Raw genomic sequence first — 20339 nt, forward strand, 5'->3', positions numbered from 1 at the left:
ACTATCTGTCATTTTCATCTCTGATATTCTGGGGCAGCACCCACATAAAAAAGAGTGCCTTCGCTGCTTTTTCTTTTGTTACGAATTTTTTAGGTTCTAACTCTTTACCATTTATCATTTTTCCTCTTTGAATTCCCTTTTCACACCGAATCAGTCCCAGCTTGTAGCTTTCTGAAACCTTAAAGTAAAGGGTCTTATTAATTTCTTTAGTATCTGCTACTTTATTCCAGGGTGTTAGCGGATAATACATGGCAGATTCTCCTGCTAAATTCGGATCATATAACGGGTCATGGGGCGAAAGATTCGTTTCATTGTAATCTGTCATATATTTTGGCTTTCTATATTTGCCATTTCTGTCTTTTCCGAATTTTATTACATATGCATCGTAAAGGATTCCACCCATAACCTCTCTTGTAAGGGGTTCTATACCATCCTCTAACGGCAGATTAATCTTCCACATTTTATTAAGTGCTTCTGTAAATGCTTTGGTTGTAATAACTTCCTTGGGATGAAACAGCCCCTCATCGTCCTTACTTAAGACATCAAGTTTTATCAGCTTTTCAATCTGATTTCTATAATAAGCATTTTCTCCGGTTCTTATATCTTTCGCTATTTCAGGATATACCCCCTCCCAATCACCGCTTTCAATTGCTTCTTTTACCACCGGTTTTAAATATGAAGCAATGGGAATCTGCTGCTTTGTGATATCCGTTACCAGAATTCGTGCCCACTGCTTTGATAAAGCTTCCTTGTAATGAGTACCGTCACTGCTGCCGGATGGATTCCCGTTCGCATAACTGCCAGAATTAGTCTTACTTGGCACTTCTCCTGCTTCGATGGATAAAAACATGGCTGAAGCAGCACCTCCGCCAATTTTTTCTATAAAACGAATACTTTCTTCATAAAGATCTAGCACATCAATCCCATATTCACTTACTACAGTCTTCATAATCCTCGGAAAATCAATACCCGGACAATTAGAATTCTTAAATCCGTTTAGAACTATATTTCCCTCTGTGGTTTTATTTCCATCAATTCTTGTCATAGGTGTGACGAATATGGGTATAATACCTCTAGAACGAATAGCAGGAATATAAACTTCGCGTATCCATGCCTCATAAGTCTCAGCTGTGGCACCTCTGCCAAACCTCGCCGATGGACCTGCTTCCGGTCCTGTTGATTCATCATTATGTCCTGACTGCACCAGAAGATAATCCCCTTCTCTGCCTTTCATAAGAATTTCGTTAAACCTGCCTTCACAATACATGGACTTAAAAGATCGGCCTCCCATAGAATAATTGATAACCTCTGCCTGATTTAAATCGAATAAGTCATCAAATACCTGTCCCCAACCCGACATCCCAGCTTCTTCAAAAATATAGGTTTTAACCGTAGAATCACCAAGGGTAAAAATCACTGGCCTTTGCTTATTATCTCGTTTTATGGTTTCAAGTTCTGTTATAGTGATTTCTGCAATACCTACTTCCGGTATAATACCTTCCGGTTTCTTATCCTTTGTAAGAAATGGTTCTACTTCAATTTCGATATAGCTGCTGCCTGTCACAAAATCAAAGCACCAGGTATTGTCCTTCCAAACAGCTATGTTACTCTTTGTTACAAGACCCGCAGCATCCCAGGGACTGACATCTGTCATCCTGTCCGCCATCATACCAGATACTGCCACCGAGGTTTGCTCCGGGACAGACGACGTTTTAACTTCCACCCTGTAAGCTCCCGGTTTTTCAACATTGACACGAAATATTAAGCCTCCATAGTTATAATGATTCAGATTTTCCCAAGTGATAGTCTCCTCAGTCTCTTGTACTACACAGCCTTTTTCTGTAATTGCAATACGCTCCGTTGAAACCTGTCTTTTCCAGATACCAGAAGTTATGTTTACAAAGCCATACCCTCTCTTATCAGAATACAAGGGAACCTTGCCATCCTTTAAGGCTTCCAGTCTAGTATCCTCCTTTTTCATACCAGCAGAAAAATTGAAATTTATTTTTTTCATGTACTATATGCTCCTTTAATTTACCATTACTTAACGGCTGCTTCTATATACAATTTATGTTCTAATTTTAGCATTTTCATACCATACATACTTGTCATATCTAGGTTTTTCTGTGACAATTATTGCAGTAATTAATAAACAACAAAACCAGAGTAACCCATATAGGATGCTCCGGTCTTGCTTTAGATTTCTATTTTTTTAATCAGTGAATTTTATCATACAAAATATCAGAAAGTCTTGCAAATTGCTCTAAAGTTAATGCTTCTCCACGGATAGTCGGGGATACTCCAAGCGCTTTAATAGCCTCTGCAATCACCTCTTTTGTTAAGTTGATTTCTGTTCCATTATATAACCCGTTTTGTAATGTCTTACGGCGTTGGTTAAAGGAAGCACGGATTAGCTTAAATAATAACTTTTCATCCTTAATAACCACAGGCTTATTCTCATGAAGCGTAAGGCGGATAACTGCTGAACCGACATTGGGTCTTGGCATAAAGCAGTTAGGCGGAACATTCGCTGCAATATAAGGCTTGGCATAATACTGCACCGCAAGAGATAAAGCCCCATAATCTTTACTGCCGGGTCCTGACTGCATACGTTCTGCCACTTCCTTTTGCACCATAACAGTTATATTATCAACAGGTACTAAAGCTTCAAATAATCCCATAATAATTGGAGTTGTTATATAATAAGGAAGATTTGCTACTATCTTTACCGGTCTGCCCTGATTTTTTTCCTGTACCAGTGCATTTAAGTCCACTTTTAGGATATCTTCATTTATTACACTTACATTAGAATACTCTGACAGGGTATCTTCTAATATAGGTATTAGTTTTTTATCGATTTCGACGGCTACTACTTCTCTGGCAGCCTCACATAAATACTGGGTCAGGGTTCCAATACCCGGTCCGATTTCCAGTACAAGATCATCTTTTGTTATCTCTGCTGCCTTAATAATCTTTTCCAGTACATGGGTATCAATTAAAAAGTTTTGGCCAAACTTCTTCTGGAATACAAAACGGTATTTATTTAATATTTCTATGGTTTCCTTGGGATTACCTAATGTAGCCATTCCTTACCTCACTTTTAATTTCATATATAATAGTATCCATTCTCAGCTATTCTTTAAGCCTTCTAAAAGAAGCACTTTATACATGTCCTTAGATAAAACCATACAATCTCTTGGCATTCTCTTCTGTTATACGGACAACCTCATCATATGCAACGCCTTTTAGTTCTGCAATTTTTTCTGCTACCTGTTTTAGATACAGGGAGCAATTTCTCTTTCCTCTGTTCGGTTCTGGTGTTAAATAAGGGCTGTCGGTTTCTAAAACCAGCGCATCAAGGGGTGCATATTCTACCACTTCCTTTAACTTTTTTCCGTTTTTAAAGGTTATCACACCACCGATTCCGAGGTAAAAGCCCATATTCAGATATTCTCTAGCCATTTCCACTCCATAGGAAAAGCAGTGAATAACTCCCCCTGTTTCCTTTAGATTTGCTCCTTTTATCATATCAAGTGTATCCGCCGCCGCATCTCTGCTATGAATTACTGCGGGTAATTTTACTTCTTTCGCAAGTTCCATCTGTCGTTCAAACCAAATTTTTTGAACCTCCGGTTCTGTCTTCCAATAATAGTCAAGCCCTATTTCACCTACAGCTACTACTTTAGGTTCTTTTGCTGCCTTTTTAAGCCAGTCAAAATTTTCTTCATTTAGTTCGGCTGCTTCCTCAGGATGAACACCTATTGCTCCATATACAAAAGGAAATCGTTTTGTTAATTCCAAAGTCTTTTTTGAGGTTTCAATACTCGCACCTATATTTACTATATAGCCAATTCCTTCTGCTTCAAAACTTTTCAGCAATTCTTCCCTATCTTTATCAAAAGCCTCATCATCATAATGGGCATGTGTTTCAAATATCATATAGCCTCCACATTTTCCGTATAAAACAACCCGTTTCAATTAAACTTACTGCATATCTATAGTTAATCAGGTCGTGATAACCTGACACTAAAATTCAATACATTTTTTTAACAAAATTTTTAACATTATATAGTGTAACCGCAAAATGCGTATTCTTTCCACTTTAATTCCTTAGTATTATAAGTGAAAATAAGACAGATGTCCATGTTTTTTCAAATTCACGTATAAATTATGGGTAAAATGCTTTTAATTCCTAGTATTTTCTCTCTTTATACATGATAAACTAATTGTGAGGATGTATGTCCTTTTATTTGTTAAATAAAACCTTTACCTAGGTAATTGCGAAACTGTTATTTTATGTGTCAATTGTCTATCATTAAAAGGAAGGAGTCCAAAGTATGGATATATATCAGGCAGATTTAACCATAGTCCCAAAAGATTGTGAAATCCAAGGCATTCCCAAATTGCCATGTGATGAGCCGGATACCAGTGCATTATCTATGCCTGCACTTGGTATGGCCTATGTACCGGTGCAACGATTTCGTGAACTTTACGATTTAAGTACCGGCTTACAGACAGGTACTATTTTTAAAGAGTTAGATTTACCTTTTTATGGGATAGGAGGTACTTTACTATGAGTGATAACAAGTGCAATACCATGAAAAACTTGTTGGAAGTAAGTTTTGCTCTGGATGACCTCCGATTATTTCTAGATACCCACCCATATGAAAAGGAAGCCATTAGCTGCTATCAAATCTATAAAGACCAAAGGAATAAAGTTCTGGAGGACTATGAACAGAACTTTGGCCCTATACTTTCTTACAATGTCAATGATGAAAATCAGTGGATTTGGATTGAAACCCCATGGCCCTGGGAAGGAGAGGTGTAATTATGTGGTCCTATGAAAGAAGACTGCAATATCCGGTTAAGATAACAAAACCCAATCCAAAAATGGCACAGCTTATTATGAGCCAGTTTGGTGGTCCTGACGGCGAATTGGCGGCATCCATGCGGTATCTCTCCCAGCGTTATTCCATGCCTTATAAAGAAGTAGCCGGACTCCTTACGGATATCGGAACGGAAGAACTTGCTCATATGGAGATTATTAGTGCCATTGTATTTCAATTAACAAAAAATTTATCACTGGAAGAAATTAAAACAGGGGGCTTTGATGCCTATTACATTGACCATACAACCGCCCTATGGCCCCAAGCAGCCGGCGGTATTCCCTTTAATACGTGTTTCTTTCAGTCCAAAGGCGATGTATTGACAGACCTTCATGAAGATCTGGCTGCGGAACAGAAGGCCCGCACCACTTATGATAATATTCTCCGTCTAATAACAGACCCTGAAATTGTAGACCCCATAAAGTTCTTACGAGAACGTGAAGTCGTTCACTATCAACGTTTCGGTGAAGCTATGGTAAGAGTACAGGAACGATTAGATTCTAAGAATTTTTATGCCATGAATCTGGAAATCGATAAGCTTATGGCAAATAAATAGAAATCCCCTAGGACAAAAATTATTGTATTATAAACTTCTATAGAAAAAATCCATGGTACCTTCTGTTACACACGGCTTACAGAACGTTCATGGATTTCTTCTTTGTTAATTTATACCAGACAATTTTATTTTATTAGCAGATTTCCGCTCCGGAAGGCATACTCTTTTCAGGTGCCAATAATGCCAGCACACCATTTTCGTCTTCTGCACAAAGCAACATACCCTCTGATACTACTCCTGCTAATTTAGCTGGTTTTAAGTTTACTAGTACCATTACTTTTTTACCCACCATCTCCTCTGGTGTATAGTGTGCTTTAATACCTGATACGATTTGTTTTACCTGATTTCCGATTTTAACCTGGGAACATAGTAACTTTTTAGATTTTGGTACTGCTTCACAGGCTATAATTTCACCTACCTGGAATTGCAGTTTCATAAAATCTTCATAAGATATCTCTTCCTTTGCAGGAATATCAATAATAATCTCTTCCCTTGCCTCGCTTGAAGCAGCCTCTGTATCTCCTTCTGAAGGATCAGATGCCTTACGTGCTTTAACCTTTTCTAGTATTTCTTTAACATCCAGTCTTGCGAATAAGATTTCAGGTGTTTTTGTTACTGTGTTTCCTGAGGTATATAAGCCAAAGGTTTGTAATTCCTCCATATTTCTAAGGCTTGTATTCAGCTGGCTTACTATCTTATCAGCCGTTTCTGGCATAAAAGCCTTCAATAAGCTTGCACCAATACAAATACTCTCAACCAGATTATATAAAACTTCTTCCAGCCTCTTATGACTGCTTTCTTCTTTTGCCAAAATCCAAGGCATGGTTTCATCGATATATTTATTACATCTTTTAAATAAGGTAAATATTTCAGAAATGGCATCCGCCACCCTAAGCTGTTCCATCTTAGCTTCTACTTTTTTAGGAGTTTCAAGAGCAAGTTTTTTCAACTCTTCATCAATCGGTTCTGTTACTCCGGAACAATTTACCACGCCATTAAAATATTTATTAGACATGGATATCGTACGATTCACAAGGTTGCCAAGGGTATTAGCGAGGTCGGAATTCATCCTCTCCACCATAAGCTCCCAGGTGATTACACCATCATTATCAAAGGGCATTTCATGAAGTACAAAGTAGCGTACTGCATCTACGCCAAAAAAATCAACCAGTTCATCGGCGTATAATACATTTCCTTTGGATTTGCTCATTTTCCCTTCACCCTGTAATAACCAGGGATGACCAAATACTTGTTTTGGAAGAGGTACTTCAAGAGCCATTAGCATAATCGGCCAATAGATTGTATGAAAACGCAAAATATCTTTTCCAATCAGATGCAAATCTGCCGGCCAGAACTTTTTGTACAACTCTTCATGATTTCCGTCCGTATCATAACCAATTCCTGTAATATAATTGCTTAAAGCATCAAGCCATACATAGACAACATGCTTATCATCAAAATCTACCGGTATTCCCCATTTAAAGGAAGTTCTTGATACACACAAATCTTGTAACCCCGGAAGAAGAAAATTATTCATCATTTCATTCTTTCTAGATTCAGGCTGAATAAATTCAGGATGAGTATTGATGTGCTCAATTAGTCTGTCTGTATATTTGCTAAGCTTTAAAAAGTAGGCTTCTTCCTTTGCCGGCTGTACTTCTCTGCCGCAATCCGGACATTTGCCGTCTGCTAGCTGCGATGAGGTAAAAAAGGATTCACAAGGAGTACAATACATTCCTTCATAAAATCCTTTATAAATATCACCTTTCTCATAAAGCTTTTTAAAAATCTTCTGAACCTGTTTTTCATGGTATTCATCCGTTGTACGGATGAAGTTATCATAAGAAGTATTCATTAAATCCCAGATTCCCCTAATCTGTCCGGCAATCTCATCTACAAACGCTTTAGGAGTTATACTTGCAGCAGAGGCTTTATCTTCAATCTTCTGACCGTGCTCATCTGTTCCTGTCTGGAAAAACACTTCATAACCCTGCTGTCTCTTAAATCTGGCTATGCTGTCGGCAAGGACAATTTCATAGCTGTTTCCGATATGAGGCTTTCCGGAAGTATATGCAATAGCAGTTGTAATATAATAGGGTTTTTTACTCATTTAATTTCCTCCTTAATATAAAAAAGCTCTCGTCTTCTTTTAAAGACGAGAGCTATATCCCGTGGTACCACTTTAATTCAGTCCGGCAAACCGAACCCTTTATAACTGTCTAATAACAGTATGTCACATAACGGGTGCATCCGTCGCAGCCTAAAAAAATTCCCTTCTCGGTGCGCAGCTCCAAGGCCATCTTCAGCAAATATTCCATGACTCCTTTTCAACTACCGGAGCTCTCTGTACATTTCGTCTTTGCTTACTCTTCTTTTCACAGCTTTTATCCAGATATAATTATTTTAATATAGTTATATAGTTATCTCTAACTTGATATAGTCTATAGTATATTCTATAAAACTGAAACTTAATCATTCACTAGAAGTTAGCATAGCATGCGGAGAAAATTTTGTCAACTGCCTCCGACTAAAACCTTTATAAAGGTGCAGTTCTTCTCTACTTTTTGCCTTCTTTAAATGCCTGAAAGATTTTATCTGCTATTTCTGGATTCACAGACTTAATATCATTTAAGTATACCAATGTGCTTCCCTTATACTCCTGAGCTTCTCCTAAAAGAATAATTTCAAAGGTAGAACGCAGAATATTTATTATACACTCTTCGCTATGATATGTATTACAGTTACGACATTCGTGGAGCATATATGCTAATGCATTAATTATTGTTTCATCATCATATAGCCTCATATCGCCAAAAGGTATATGTTCCATTCCTCCATCAACCATCGCACCATTTTGTTTGATACAGGTTAAGAGCACTTGCCTGCAATAGCCGATAAGACATGCTTCCTTTTGACATTTGCCACAAGTATTCTCTGTCAGACAGCAGTGCTGTACCTGTGATATTAAACTGTCATAATTAAATGATAATACCGCCATTTCTTATTCCTTCTTTCTTTTGTAAAAAACCTGTATTTAATACTTTAGTCCATGTCCTTTATTTCCATGTCCTCTTTTGTAACCACTTTGTTACAAACGGGACAATAATAGGAATGCTTAATGCTGTGCCCACACTCTTTATGAGTCAGCTTTTTATAACACTTTTTCAGATGCCTCTCTCCCCAAAGCAGCAAACCGGTAAATATATCTTCTAACTCCCGTCCGCTCTCCGTCAGATAATAGCGGTATCTGGGTGGGTGGGTCTGGTATAATTCGGTTCCGATTAATCCGTCACTCTCCAGAGTCTTAAGCCTTTCCGATAATAAGTTGGTAGGTATACCCTCCAGGCCATTTTGTATCTCCTTATAAGTATCCTTTCCCCTCATAATCTGATGTATTATTAAGAGAGTCCATTTGTCTCCAATAATATTTAATGTTTGTGCTATATTGCAGGGTATATTGTATTGATTTTTCATATGCTCTCTCCATGGGACATTATTGAATATCACCGGTTATTCCGTAGATTTTAAGGTTTGGTCTATGACATTTTGCATTACGTCTTTTGTCATCATCCCCGGCACATAGCCTAGCACATTGCCGTCTTTGGTAATCAAAAAGGTAGTTGGAAAGGCACTTATATAATAACTTGAAAATACTTCACCGGTTTCATCAAAAACGGTTGGAAAGGTGTATTCATTTTCCTCTAAGAATGCAATAATATCCTCTTTGGTTTCATCTGAATTATTAGGATATTCTTCACTCTTTGGATTAGCAACCCCCAGAATAACGACTTCCTCCTCATTTAGATTAAACTCCTGATATAATTCTTCTATATGTGGCATTTCTTTTTTACACGGCGGGCACCAAGTTGCCCAAAAGTTTAAAAATACCACCTTCCCCTTATAGTCCGATAAGGTATGAACATTTCCATACTGGTCGGTTAGGGTAAAGTCTATGGCGGGTATTTCTTCTAATTCTCTGCCAGCCTGTTCTTCTTCCTCTTGGGTTGCAGCATCTGCACTACCCTTAGAATCTTCTCTGTCAACTATGGATTCCTTCTCATCCTCTAAGGCCGTATCTTTTGCACCATTGATAGCTTTACTCTCCTCCTTGTTGGTTATGGGAAAATTGGTGCCTATGGAATTTAAGTAACTGGATATACCATTCATCCAGCCTGTAAAGGTCATAATACCAAGAAGTATTAATAAGATACCACCTGCTTTAATCGTATATTGAATAAACTTCTGCTTCGCCTTTAAAAAAGCAAGAACCCGGGCAGTAAAGAGTCCAAGAAGTAAAAAAGGTATAACAAATCCGAGCGCATAGACAAGTACCAGCAGATTGCCTAATGCTGCATTCTTCGCTCCGGATGCCAGTATTAATACCGAAGACAAGGCAGGACCTATACAAGGCGTCCAGGCAAAACTAAAGGTAAATCCCATAATTAGGGCAAGAAACGGCGTTATGCTCTTATCCGTCAGATTTAAATGAACCTTTCTCTCCCTTTGCAAGAATTTAAAGTCTAGAATTCCAAGCTGAAATAATCCAAATAGGATTATAAGTATGCCACCAATTCTAGTAAAAAGATATTTATGACTATTAAAAAATTGTCCTAAAGCAGAGAATGTCATTCCCAGTATAAAAAAAGCAAAAGAGATTCCTAAAACAAAAAAGAACGTATGTAAAAATACCTTCTTCCTTCCGTAGGTTATTACTCCGTTTTCATCAACCTTTTTGGCATTTCCCGCTAAATAACTCATATAGACAGGAATAAGAGGTATGACACAGGGCGAAAAAAAAGAAATTACTCCTTCTAAAAATACCAGTATGAAACTGATATGTCCTGTATTGAGTCCTTCAAACATAAACTTCTCCTTGTTATTTTAATGATAACCCCAGCTTTAAGACTACATTATTAATTATATTACATATTATTCCAACATCTTATAAAGCTTAACACAGTAACTTTAAAAAGTCAACTCACTTGTTAAATTAAAGTATCAGATAAAAAAATAATTCTTTTTTACTATACTTAAAATACATGAATGGTTATAGGATATATATCATAACTTAGTAAGTGTAGGTTAATACTTTTACTATTTATTCTTAAAGATTACATTTTCATTAAGATGGAGATTTTTGATTGACAAAACTCCAAAAACACTATATGTTTGCTTATGAGTATTTAATAATGGGAAATAGCTTGTGCCCGTCCCCCAACGTTTATGTATGGACAATGGCATGGTTATTATATACCCCTTTAGAAAGGTTAGGTTTCTATGAAAAGATTTTATAAAGTTTATCTGTGGCTCTTTCTGTCTGTTCTTTTATCTTTTAGTTTTGCCGGCTGTGCCAGACAGTCCATAGACAAAACCCCTAATACAGAAGATTTTGATTCCTTTACCAACCGTATATTTACAACAGAAGTGCAGAAAAGCACCATTACTTTAAATTTTTCACTGGCAAATCCAAAAGAATATGGCATCCTTGATACAAACGCAACACTTGGACATTATACCTTAGAAGAAATGCAAAAGTCCCTGCTAGATGCAGAAAATTATCTGGCTGCCTTAAAATCTTATGATTATAAGTCTCTATCCGATGAACAGAAGTTAACCTACGATATCTTAAAAGAAGTTTGGGAATTAGAGACGACCACGGGTGATTTACTGCTGTATCATGAAGTACTTGGTCCTACCACCGGTTTACAGGCACAACTTCCGGTGTTGCTGGCAGAATATAATTTTTATACCAAAGATGATATTAATACATATCTGGATCTTTTACCCCTGCTATACGACTACTTTGGCGAAATCTGCGCGTTTGAAAAGGAAAAATCTGACGCCGGTTTGTTTATGAGCGATAAAGTTGTCGATAATATTTTAGACCAATGTAAAACCTTTATAGAAAACAAGGATAATAACTATTTAATTGAAATATTTAATGATAAAATAGATGCCTTTCAGGGCTTATCTGCTTTGGAAGTACGAACTTACAAAGCAGCAAATAAAGACGCTGTTTTTACTTCTATTATACCGGCTTATGAGTTATTAATAACTACTTTAACAGATTTAAAAGGAACCGGCACCAACAATGGGGGTTTAAGCCATTTTGAGAAGGGCAAAGAGTATTATGAATATCTTTTAACAGCCAATACCGGTTCTTCCCGCTCTGTTAAGGAATTAAAAGAATTGTTAGATACCTCCATTACCACCAACCTTATGAAACTTAATTCCATCATGGGAAAAGACCCGGATGTATATGATGCAGTTATGAATATAACCTATTCGCTAACTGACCCAACTGAAATCCTTGAATATTTAAAGACCGCTATAAAAAAAGATTTTCCGGCCTGCCCGGAAGTAAACTATTCTGTAAAGTATGTACATGAATCCTTGCAGGAGCATTTGAGCCCGGCTATGTACTTAATACCGGCAATTGATAATTACAAAGAAAATATTATCTATATTAATAATAACCCTGATTATGATTTACAGCAGATATTTAATACTCTGGCTCATGAAGGCTATCCGGGTCACTTATACCAAGCTGTCTATTTCAGAGATAAAAATCCTGCTCCTATACGAAGCCTCCTTGACTTTGGGGGCTATGCAGAAGGCTGGGCTACTTATGTGGAATATTACTCTTACCACCTTACTGATTTTTCTCCTGATGTGGCTGATTTTCTAGAAGCAAATATGGCCGCAAATATGGCCTTATACTGCAAGCTGGATATTGGTATTAACTATGACGGCTGGACCCTTTCCGAAACCGCCGATTATCTAAATAGTTTTGGTATAACCGATAAATCAACCATTGAGGTTTTATACACAACCATGATTGAAGAGCCGGCGCTTTATCCACAATACGGTATTGGTTATCTGGAATTTATGAACTTAAAAGAAACTGCTAAGGATGCCTTGAGAGATAAATTTGAGATAAAGTCTTTCCACCAGTTCTTATTAGATATCGGTCCTGCACCTTTTGATATTATTGCTCAAAGAATGGACACTTGGATGAAAAAACAATAGTATCAATACGGATACAAACGTATTATTAATAAAGAGAAGCTCTATGACCTCCTTCTAACGGAAAGCCATAGGGCTTCTTTTAATCTTTTTACCAATTCATTTGGAATTCTAATAAAATGCTTTAACCTGTTTTTACATATCATCTTTAGGTTATTTGTATTAGAACGCAAATTTCTATCTTAAGAACCGGTTGATTTATAATGACTGATACCTAATCTCCAGAACAAGTAACATGGTATTAAAAATAAGCAGGCCGCTAACGGCAAGAACCGGTACCAGCTATTCGTACTCTTTCCCAGTATATATAATAAAGGATAGTACTGAACCAGAGCAAAGGGCACAATAAAGGTACAAAACTGTAGTACTCTTTTACCATAAATGCTGATTGGGTATTTTCCGTACTCCTTTGCACCGTCGGTAAGTACATTCATAAATTCAAGACCTTCTGTTGTAAAGAAGCAAAGTGTTGCATATACCAAAAATATAGATGAAAACAACACAAATCCTCCAACTATCATTAGGATAAGGGCTAATACCTTATTAAAACTCCAGTCTATCCTGCTTTTATGAACTCCATAGCTAAACATAAGTACGGCCTGCAAAAAACGCCCTACACGGGTTAGCTCTATCTTGCTTCCCAGAACCTGAAATATCTCATTTCTGGGTCTTACCATAATGCGGTCAAATTCTCCGTTACTTATGGTGGCGGAGAACATATCAAAACCTCTGACAAAGCATTCTGCCAGGGAAAACTGTATTAACACAATAGAAAAACAAAGCAGTACTTCTTCAAACGTATAACCCTTCACATTGGGGAACAAAAGAAACATAAAATATACCCCTAAGAATACATTAAAAGCTAAAAGAAACTGTCCTATGGTCATAAAAATGAAAGAGGTCTTATACTGCATTGCACTTTTTAATTGTATAGAAAAATACTTCATATATAATTTCATCTTCTCTTAACTTTCATCCTTTCTGCATAATCAACCACCCTGTACCACTACCCGCTTTAGAGCTTTGTTCATCAATAGCTTTCCTCCGCAGGTCAGTACAACACACCAAAACACCTGTAACACAATTGCACGAAGCAAATGCGCCCCCTGTAAGTTTCCGGAATAAACCCGAAGTGGTACATTCTGCATGGAGCCAAAAGGCAGCAATTCAAATACCCACCGTATGCTGTCAGGGAAAAACGGCAAAGGTATAACTGCACCGGAGAAAAACTCAACCATAGCAACTGCCAGTAAGCGGATGCCGGCAGCAGACACTGTATAAAAGCTTGAAATATATATCAGCATACAAAAAGCTACAACAACTATCAATGCCAATATTAAGGTGACTAAAAAAAAGAAAAAAGTAGTCATATCCTTTGGTACGGTAAACCCATAGGGTTTGGGAAGCAGAATACCTATAAAAAGGATGGGAAAGCATCTGAGAATTGCTTTTGATAAGCGGTTTGCTATACTTCTTACAAACCACATATTATAAAGGTTTACTGGTCTGCATAGTTCATATGCAATATCCCCTTTTTGAATTGCATGAAAAATCTCGTTTTCTAACAGCCAGGTCATATAAAGGGCTAAAAATGCCTGCTGCATCCATATATAAGAGGATAGATCCTGAAATTTCATAGGAAATGCCAATGGGTCTGCCTCATAAAAAGCTGTGAACATAAGTATCTCTAAAGCTCCCCAGGCAAACTGCGTTACAATGCCCGCCAGAGCTGCCGCCCGGTATTGAAGTCCATACAGAAACCTAAGCCGAAAAAAGGATACATATTTTTGCATCTGTTCTATTCCTTTCATTACTTAAAATATGTTAGACAATTGCAAAACATATTATCTAGATCACATAAATGACTGTTTCGCAACTACTTACTTATATTGTGTTTCAGATAATTTAATCTATATCTCATATTGTTTATAAAGCTGAACCACAAGCTCATCCACAGAAGTACCAGTTACTGAAATGTCTGTAATATCCACCTGTAGGCTTAGATAGCTTATAACCTCTGAAACTGAAAGGATATCCGTATCAATTCCGATGATTGCCCTTCCTTTCCTGGCACCCTTTTCTTCATCAAGAGAATAGTCATCTGCCAGCATACTTAAGCCTTCACATAAAGTAAGTTCGTTCCCGGAATATTCGACAACTGCCTTCTTTGCTCCACGAAACGTATGCCTTAAATCCTCCAGCTTACCGTCTAAAAGAATTCTTCCTTTTCCTATCAGTATAATTCTTTTGGTTAATGCTTCAATATCCTGCATATCATGGGTAGTCAGTATGACTGTTGTCTTATGCCTTTTGTTAATGTCAAGAATAAAATTACGTACTGCAATTTTCGATACGGCATCTAAACCAATGGTCGGCTCATCCAGAAAAAGTATTTTAGGATTATGAAGTAGAGATGCTGCGATTTCGCACCGCATTCTCTGCCCTAAAGACAGTTGTCTTGCAGGTGTCCTTATAACTTCTTTTAAATCCAGTAGTTGGACTAATTCCTCCAGCTTGTCCTTGTATGCTCTCTGGGGGATTTTATATATATCCCGAAGCAGTTCAAAGGAATCAATAACCGGTACATCCCACCAGAGCTGGGAGCGTTGTCCAAATACAACACCTATGTCCCCTACATGGCTAATCCGGTCTTTCCAGGGTATCCTGCCATTAATCAGACAGGTTCCTGAATCCGGTGTCAATACACCGCTAAGTACTTTTATGGTACTGCTCTTACCAGCACCATTTGGTCCGATATAACCAACCATCTCACCCTCTTTAATAGCAAAGGATATATCCTCTAGAGCATGAACATACTCATACTCTTTATGAAACAAGGCTTTCACAGCCTCTTTCATACCCGCATTGCGGCGTGCGACCTTAAAGGTCTTGTTAATGTGTTCCACTTGAATCATTTTTCCCTCCTGGTAGTAATATTCTTTCATCTTCAATCCATTGCATACCGTAGGACTCCCTGCGGCTCTGTCACAGATATGAAGGGCTAAAAACGGTGATTATCAACCATTTTAACCTTCATCATCAGAGGGCAGTACTTTATGAGTAATTGCCATTCATGAATCAAATTAGGAAATATCTTGCCAAGCGTATGTTTCCTTGGATTTTGCCAAGGAAACCGTGGTAAACATCCAAATTTTTGCGAAAGGATATTCATTATATACCCTTTGGTGATATATGTCAAATAAAACCTTGCTTATTTTATTTCCTTATTCAATATCTAAAGGTACCTTTCGTTTTGGTGGAGGAAATTCCATATTCAGCCTCTTTATATCCTGCTCATCCAGTATAATCTTCACCGCCTCGTAATTGTCTTTGACATGGCTTGCTTTTGAAGCTTTAGGTATTGCTACAACATTTTCATTTGCCAATACGAAACTTAATAGAACCTGGTAAATGGTTGCACCATGCTTTTGGGCAATCTCCTCTAGTCCGGTACTGTTTTTAAGTGCGCATTTTAAATTACCTGCCTGCGCTAATGGACAATATGCCATAACCGGAATTCCTTTTTCCTGCTGCCAGGGAAGCAAATCATATTCAATTCCTCTTGACCCCAGATGGTATAGTACCTGATTTATTGCACAGTTCTCTCCATTCTGTACGGTTAATAGCTCTTCCATATCCGATAAATCAAAGTTTGAGACACCCCATCTGCGTATCTTGCCCCTTTTAACCAATTCCTCCAGACATGCAACCGTTTCTGAAAGAGGTATGTTCCCTCTCCAATGAAGCAGATACATATCAAGATAATCCGTCCCCAGCCTCTTCAAAGAAGCATCGCAGCTATCAAATATCTTTCCTTTTCCTGCATGAAACGGATATACCTTCGAAACTAGATACAACTTTTGTCTGGGATATTCCGTTATTGCTTCCCCAATCAGACTTTCCGTTCTTCCGTCGCCATACATTTCAGCCGTATCAATCAATGTCATTCCCAGCTCCAAACCTTTTTTTAATGCTTTTATCTCTGACTCCCTGCTATTTGGATTTTCACCCATCTTCCAGGTGCCTTGTCCAATTTTGGCAATTGATGAACCATCCTTTAATTTTAACATACTCATGTCCCCCTTTATAAATATTGTTTATTATCACCCCCAGACAATACCTTCCCTAAAGGCATTCTGGGGTAATAACACAGAAGAAGACCTGTAATAGGCAAAACTTTGTCGCTTCTTCCACAATTATGATAATCCATCTGTCAAATATCGTCAAGGAAGACAATTAGCATTTGTAATGACATACGAATTAAGAAAGTTCCTAACCAAACACAAGATTTGTAAGCACAAGACTGGCTATTACACCCACTAAAGTTGAAAACAAAGCACCTGCAAGCGTATATCTGGACTTTTTAACCCCCGCTGTCATAAAATAAACAGACATGGTATAAAAGACCGTCTCCGTGCAGCTCATAATAATTGATGTGAGTCTTCCAAGAAAAGAATCCGGTCCATATTCCTTAAAAATATCCAATACCAGGCTGGTTGCCGCCGAAGAAGAAAACAGCTTTACGGTAACCAAAGGTACTAATTCAGAAGGAAAGTGGAGGATATCCGTTAATGGTTTGATTATATTTGCTAACAAATTAAGAGTTCCCGATGCCCTTAAGATTCCAATAGCAATCATAAGTCCAATCAAAGTCGGCATAATATTTAATACAACTTTAAAACCATCCTCTGCTCCCTTTGTAAACTCCTGAAAGACCGGTACTCTCATAAGCAATCCAAACCCTACGATGTAAAAAATAATAAATGGAATTATGTAATCTGAGATATATAAAAGAAATTTCATGTTAAACTCCCATCTGTGTGCTTTAGCACACATTTAAATCATGATGTTGAAATTTATTGACTTTTCAACTTAAACTCCCGTCTGTGTGCTTTAGCACACATTTAAATCATGATGTTGAAATTTATTGATTTTTTCAACTTAAACTCCCATCTGCATCCGTACTGCTGCACTTGAACACGTATTAATCAAGATCTTGAAAAACTTCTTGTTATTCAATTTAAACAAAACCTATGTATTACGGCTTAGTTTTCTGGCTACTGTTGAAAATAAAACCCCTGCTATAGTTGAAATAGCAGTAGCCACTAGTGCCGCTCCCAAAATCTCTGTTGGACTGACAGAACCGTACTGGCTCCGATAGGCTATAATGTTAACCGGAATCAACTGCAAAGATGAGATATTAATAATTAAAAAGGTGCACATGTCACAGCTTGCCGTGTCCTTCCCCTGATTGAGCTTTCGAAGTTCTCCCATAGCCTTTAATCCCATTGGTGTTGCCGCCCAGCCAAGTCCCAAGATATTGGCAATCATGTTAGAAGCTATGTATTCATTTACTATATGCTCTTTTGGTATGTCAGGAAAGAGCAATCTTAATATAGGATTTAATGCCTTAGTAAAAGCGTCAGTTATACCTGCTGCCTTTGCAACCTGCATAATTCCCGTCCAAAGAGACATTACGCCGAGCATGGTAATACAAAGAGTAATTGCTTCTTTTGCAGAATTTAGTGATACGGTGCTAACTTCATCTATTCTTCCGTTTAACACACCTACGATTATTCCTATTACTATCATGAAACCCCACAAATAATTTAACATGTACACTCCCATCTGTGTGGTTTGGCAAAACACCAATGCACACTTTTAATTGTATGTTGAAAGCACCTATAGCCCTTCTTTATAAATACTATATTCCCCTACTTGGAAATCCATTACAGGAAAGTTTATCAGAGAAAACGACTACATTTTTTTTACCTTTTAATACCCTTTTTACAATATTTCCTATAAAATACTAAAATATTGCTAAAATATAATAATTAATTTATTGACTTTAGATTTATGTTATGCTATTTTATTAAGGTATTGTAGGAGGTACATATATGAAAAGCACAGGAATTGTAAGAAAATTGGATGAATTGGGAAGAATCACACTTCCTATTGAACTAAGAAGGACTTTAGGCGTAAGCGAAAGAGATCCTCTTGAAATTTTTGTTGATGAGGATAGAATCATATTGAAAAAATATGAGCCTACCGATATTTTCAACGGTTCAAAAGATAATCTATATGATTATTGCGGTAAGAAGATTTCGAAAGAATCTATCTTAGAGCTTGCTAAATTAGCTGGAATTATTGAATAAGTAAAGCTCAAAGAAAGAGCCTGTCAAACATAGTTTATTGAAACAATAAACCATACAGTTTGAACAGGCTCTTTTTTTATTCATTTAACAAATATTGATAAATATCTCTCTTTGACACACCCCGGTCTGTGGAAACTGCTTTCATAGCCGCCTTCTTATCCATTCCCTGTCTTATATACAGCTCCATATGCTCTTCTATAGACAAGCTTTCCCAGTTCTTTTGTTCTTCCTCTAAAAGCTCTAATATGTCTTTTCCTTCAATGGTAAGCACACACTCTCCCTTGACTTCATTGGCCTCATAATAGGCAATTGCTTCTGTAAAAGTTGTTGTAAATACCGTTTCGTGTTTCTTGGTAAGTTCCCGTATTACTGTAAGCTTTCTATTGCCTAACGCCTCATAAAGTTCCTTTAAAGTTTTTAACAAACGATGGGGTGCTTCATAAATAAGGATTGTCCTGGATTCTTTTTGAAGTTCCTTTAAGATGAGCCCTTTTTCTTTTTTATCTGTTGGTAAAAAGGCTTCAAAAGCGAATCTCCTGGTGGATAACCCAGATAGTGTCAAAGCAGTTATACAAGCCACAGGACCAGGCAAAGAGGTGACTTCAATACCTGCCTCATACGCCATTTTTACCAGTTCTTCCCCAGGATCTGAAATACCTGGTGTTCCTGCATCTGTGATTAAAGCTATGGTAACCCCTTGCTTTAACTGCTCCACCAAATACCGGCCTTTTTCTATCTTATTAAACTCATGATAACTGGTCATAGGTGTTGTAATTTCAAAGTGATTTAGCAGCTTGATACTATGTCTAGTGTCCTCTGCCGCAATTAAGTCAACTTCCTTTAAGGTTCTTAGTACCCGAAAGGTAATATCCTCTAAGTTTCCAATGGGAGTGGCACATAAATACAATTTCCCTTCCATCTATAATCTCCAATCTTTTAAAAATCAACTGCTAATTAATATCCATATATATCATAGATCTCATCGGTATAAACATTGGGTTCTTTATATACCACCAGCGGTGCTTCCACTTTTATCATGGAACCTCCTCCTTTGACTGCTTCTATTAGAACCATATTCGGTTCTTTATCAAAAAAGGGATGAACCATTTTCATCCTCTTTGGTTCCATGCGATACTTTGTAAGGACAGTAATAATCTCTACTAACCGAAAAGGACGGTGTACCAGATAAAACCTCCCGCCAGGCTTAAGTACTCTTGCTGCTTCTCGTACTACATCTTCTAGCGTACAATGAATCTCATGTCTGGCAATGGCTTTTGGAAGTTCTTTATTCGTAAGTCCATGGTTATTATTCATGTACGGTGGATTACTAGTAACTACATGGAAGGAGGCTGCACCAAATAAATTGGAAGCCTCCTTAATATCTCCAGTCACTATATTTATTTTTTCGTCCAGACCGTTAATCGCAACACTTCGTCTTGCCATATCCGCACTTTCTGCCTGGATTTCAAGGCCGGTAAAATGTTTCCCTTCTGTCTTTGCTTCTAACAGTAAAGGTATTATACCCGTTCCTGTGCCTAAATCCAGTACCTCTTCACCTTCTTTTACTTTAGCAAAACCGGAGAGTAGTACGGCATCCATACCAAAACAGAACTTTTTGCTGTTTTGTATTATCTTATATTGATTACGCTGGAGATCGTCAATGCGTTCTCCAGCTTTTAAATAGTCTTCTATCTTCACATTCGCTCCAATTGCAAA

General features: G+C 37.5%; 20 protein-coding genes and 1 other annotated feature. Of the genes, 5 read left to right on the forward strand and 15 right to left on the reverse strand.

The features are described from left to right. Position 1: 1 nt before the first annotated feature. The 3 genes from acsn021_RS22385 to acsn021_RS22395 all read right to left on the reverse strand — a co-directional run bounded on the left by acsn021_RS22385 (position 2) and on the right by acsn021_RS22395 (position 3939). The gene (locus acsn021_RS22385) at positions 2–2014 is read right to left on the reverse strand and encodes an SGNH/GDSL hydrolase family protein (protein ID WP_184092786.1); all 2013 of its coding nucleotides are present in this window, start codon (positions 2012–2014) and stop codon (positions 2–4) included. A gap of 202 nt (positions 2015–2216) precedes the next feature. Then, positions 2217–3086, reverse strand: a complete 870-nt coding sequence (gene rsmA / locus acsn021_RS22390; protein ID WP_184092787.1) for a 16S rRNA (adenine(1518)-N(6)/adenine(1519)-N(6))-dimethyltransferase RsmA — start codon at positions 3084–3086, stop codon at positions 2217–2219. 88 nt (positions 3087–3174) lie between these two features. Further along, positions 3175–3939 (reverse strand): TatD family hydrolase, encoded by a 765-nt coding sequence (locus tag acsn021_RS22395; RefSeq protein ID WP_184092788.1) that lies wholly within the window; start codon positions 3937–3939, stop codon positions 3175–3177. A 398-nt stretch (positions 3940–4337) separates the two neighbouring features. On the opposite strand from acsn021_RS22395, the gene acsn021_RS22975 reads away from it, so the two are divergent. Genes acsn021_RS22975 through acsn021_RS22410 form a run of 3 tightly spaced genes read left to right on the forward strand, consistent with a single transcriptional unit; the run spans position 4338 to position 5442 of the window. After that, entirely contained in the window at positions 4338–4577 is a 240-nt protein-coding gene (locus acsn021_RS22975; protein ID WP_243167861.1) for a spore coat associated protein CotJA, read from the forward strand. Next, positions 4574–4828 carry a spore coat protein CotJB gene (locus tag acsn021_RS22405; RefSeq protein WP_184092789.1) on the forward strand — a complete coding sequence of 85 codons (255 nt, stop codon included), beginning with the start codon at positions 4574–4576 and terminating at the stop codon, positions 4826–4828. Before acsn021_RS22975 ends, acsn021_RS22405 begins: the two co-directional genes overlap by 4 nt. Positions 4829–4830: 2 nt before the next feature. Then, complete coding sequence (locus acsn021_RS22410; RefSeq protein WP_184092790.1) at positions 4831–5442, forward strand: manganese catalase family protein; 612 nt, start codon at positions 4831–4833, stop codon at positions 5440–5442. A gap of 133 nt (positions 5443–5575) precedes the next feature. On the opposite strand, the gene metG is transcribed toward acsn021_RS22410, so the two are convergent. The 4 genes from metG to acsn021_RS22430 form a co-directional block, all read right to left on the reverse strand. Next, positions 5576–7552 (reverse strand): methionine--tRNA ligase, encoded by a 1977-nt coding sequence (gene metG / locus acsn021_RS22415; protein WP_184092791.1) that lies wholly within the window; start codon positions 7550–7552, stop codon positions 5576–5578. A gap of 38 nt (positions 7553–7590) precedes the next feature. Continuing rightward, positions 7591–7830 (reverse strand) — a binding site (T-box leader). 169 nt (positions 7831–7999) lie between these two features. Continuing rightward, positions 8000–8440, reverse strand: coding sequence for a hypothetical protein (locus acsn021_RS22420; protein WP_184092792.1), 441 nt, complete (start codon positions 8438–8440; stop codon positions 8000–8002). Between the two features lie 44 nt (positions 8441–8484). Further along, entirely contained in the window at positions 8485–8916 is a 432-nt protein-coding gene (locus tag acsn021_RS22425; protein WP_184092793.1) for a winged helix-turn-helix transcriptional regulator, read from the reverse strand. 36 nt (positions 8917–8952) lie between these two features. Beyond that, positions 8953–10305, reverse strand: coding sequence for a cytochrome c biogenesis protein/redoxin (locus tag acsn021_RS22430; protein ID WP_184092794.1), 1353 nt, complete (start codon positions 10303–10305; stop codon positions 8953–8955). A gap of 414 nt (positions 10306–10719) precedes the next feature. Here acsn021_RS22430 and acsn021_RS22435 point away from each other — a divergent pair, with 414 nt between their 5' ends. Beyond that, positions 10720–12471, forward strand: a complete 1752-nt coding sequence (locus acsn021_RS22435; protein ID WP_184092795.1) for a DUF885 domain-containing protein — start codon at positions 10720–10722, stop codon at positions 12469–12471. 179 nt (positions 12472–12650) lie between these two features. Here the strand turns inward: acsn021_RS22435 and acsn021_RS22440 are convergent, their stop codons facing one another. The 6 genes from acsn021_RS22440 to acsn021_RS22465 form a co-directional block, all read right to left on the reverse strand. Beyond that, complete coding sequence (locus tag acsn021_RS22440) at positions 12651–13427, reverse strand: ABC transporter permease (RefSeq protein WP_184092796.1); 777 nt, start codon at positions 13425–13427, stop codon at positions 12651–12653. A gap of 30 nt (positions 13428–13457) precedes the next feature. After that, positions 13458–14261 (reverse strand): ABC transporter permease, encoded by an 804-nt coding sequence (locus tag acsn021_RS22445; protein ID WP_184092797.1) that lies wholly within the window; start codon positions 14259–14261, stop codon positions 13458–13460. A gap of 117 nt (positions 14262–14378) precedes the next feature. After that, positions 14379–15383, reverse strand: coding sequence for an ABC transporter ATP-binding protein (locus acsn021_RS22450; protein WP_184092798.1), 1005 nt, complete (start codon positions 15381–15383; stop codon positions 14379–14381). A 309-nt stretch (positions 15384–15692) separates the two neighbouring features. Then, complete coding sequence (locus tag acsn021_RS22455) at positions 15693–16538, reverse strand: aldo/keto reductase (protein ID WP_330601768.1); 846 nt, start codon at positions 16536–16538, stop codon at positions 15693–15695. 202 nt (positions 16539–16740) lie between these two features. Then, positions 16741–17271: a spore maturation protein gene (locus acsn021_RS22460; protein WP_184092800.1), complete on the reverse strand. Its 531-nt coding sequence runs from the start codon at positions 17269–17271 to the stop codon at positions 16741–16743. A gap of 228 nt (positions 17272–17499) precedes the next feature. Beyond that, complete coding sequence (locus acsn021_RS22465) at positions 17500–18084, reverse strand: nucleoside recognition domain-containing protein (RefSeq protein ID WP_184092801.1); 585 nt, start codon at positions 18082–18084, stop codon at positions 17500–17502. Positions 18085–18365: 281 nt separating this feature from the next. On the opposite strand from acsn021_RS22465, the gene acsn021_RS22470 reads away from it, so the two are divergent. Beyond that, positions 18366–18623 (forward strand): AbrB/MazE/SpoVT family DNA-binding domain-containing protein, encoded by a 258-nt coding sequence (locus tag acsn021_RS22470; RefSeq protein ID WP_161837164.1) that lies wholly within the window; start codon positions 18366–18368, stop codon positions 18621–18623. Between the two features lie 76 nt (positions 18624–18699). Here acsn021_RS22470 and rsmI read toward each other — a convergent pair whose 3' ends face one another. Together rsmI and acsn021_RS22480 are read right to left on the reverse strand one after the other, a co-directional pair. Then, positions 18700–19542 (reverse strand): 16S rRNA (cytidine(1402)-2'-O)-methyltransferase, encoded by an 843-nt coding sequence (gene rsmI / locus acsn021_RS22475; RefSeq protein ID WP_184092802.1) that lies wholly within the window; start codon positions 19540–19542, stop codon positions 18700–18702. Between the two features lie 35 nt (positions 19543–19577). Further along, positions 19578–20321 (reverse strand): tRNA1(Val) (adenine(37)-N6)-methyltransferase, encoded by a 744-nt coding sequence (locus tag acsn021_RS22480; protein WP_243182314.1) that lies wholly within the window; start codon positions 20319–20321, stop codon positions 19578–19580. Positions 20322–20339 lie beyond the last annotated feature (18 nt).

Source organism: Anaerocolumna cellulosilytica, from assembly GCF_014218335.1.
GTDB lineage: Bacteria > Bacillota > Clostridia > Lachnospirales > Lachnospiraceae > Anaerocolumna > Anaerocolumna cellulosilytica.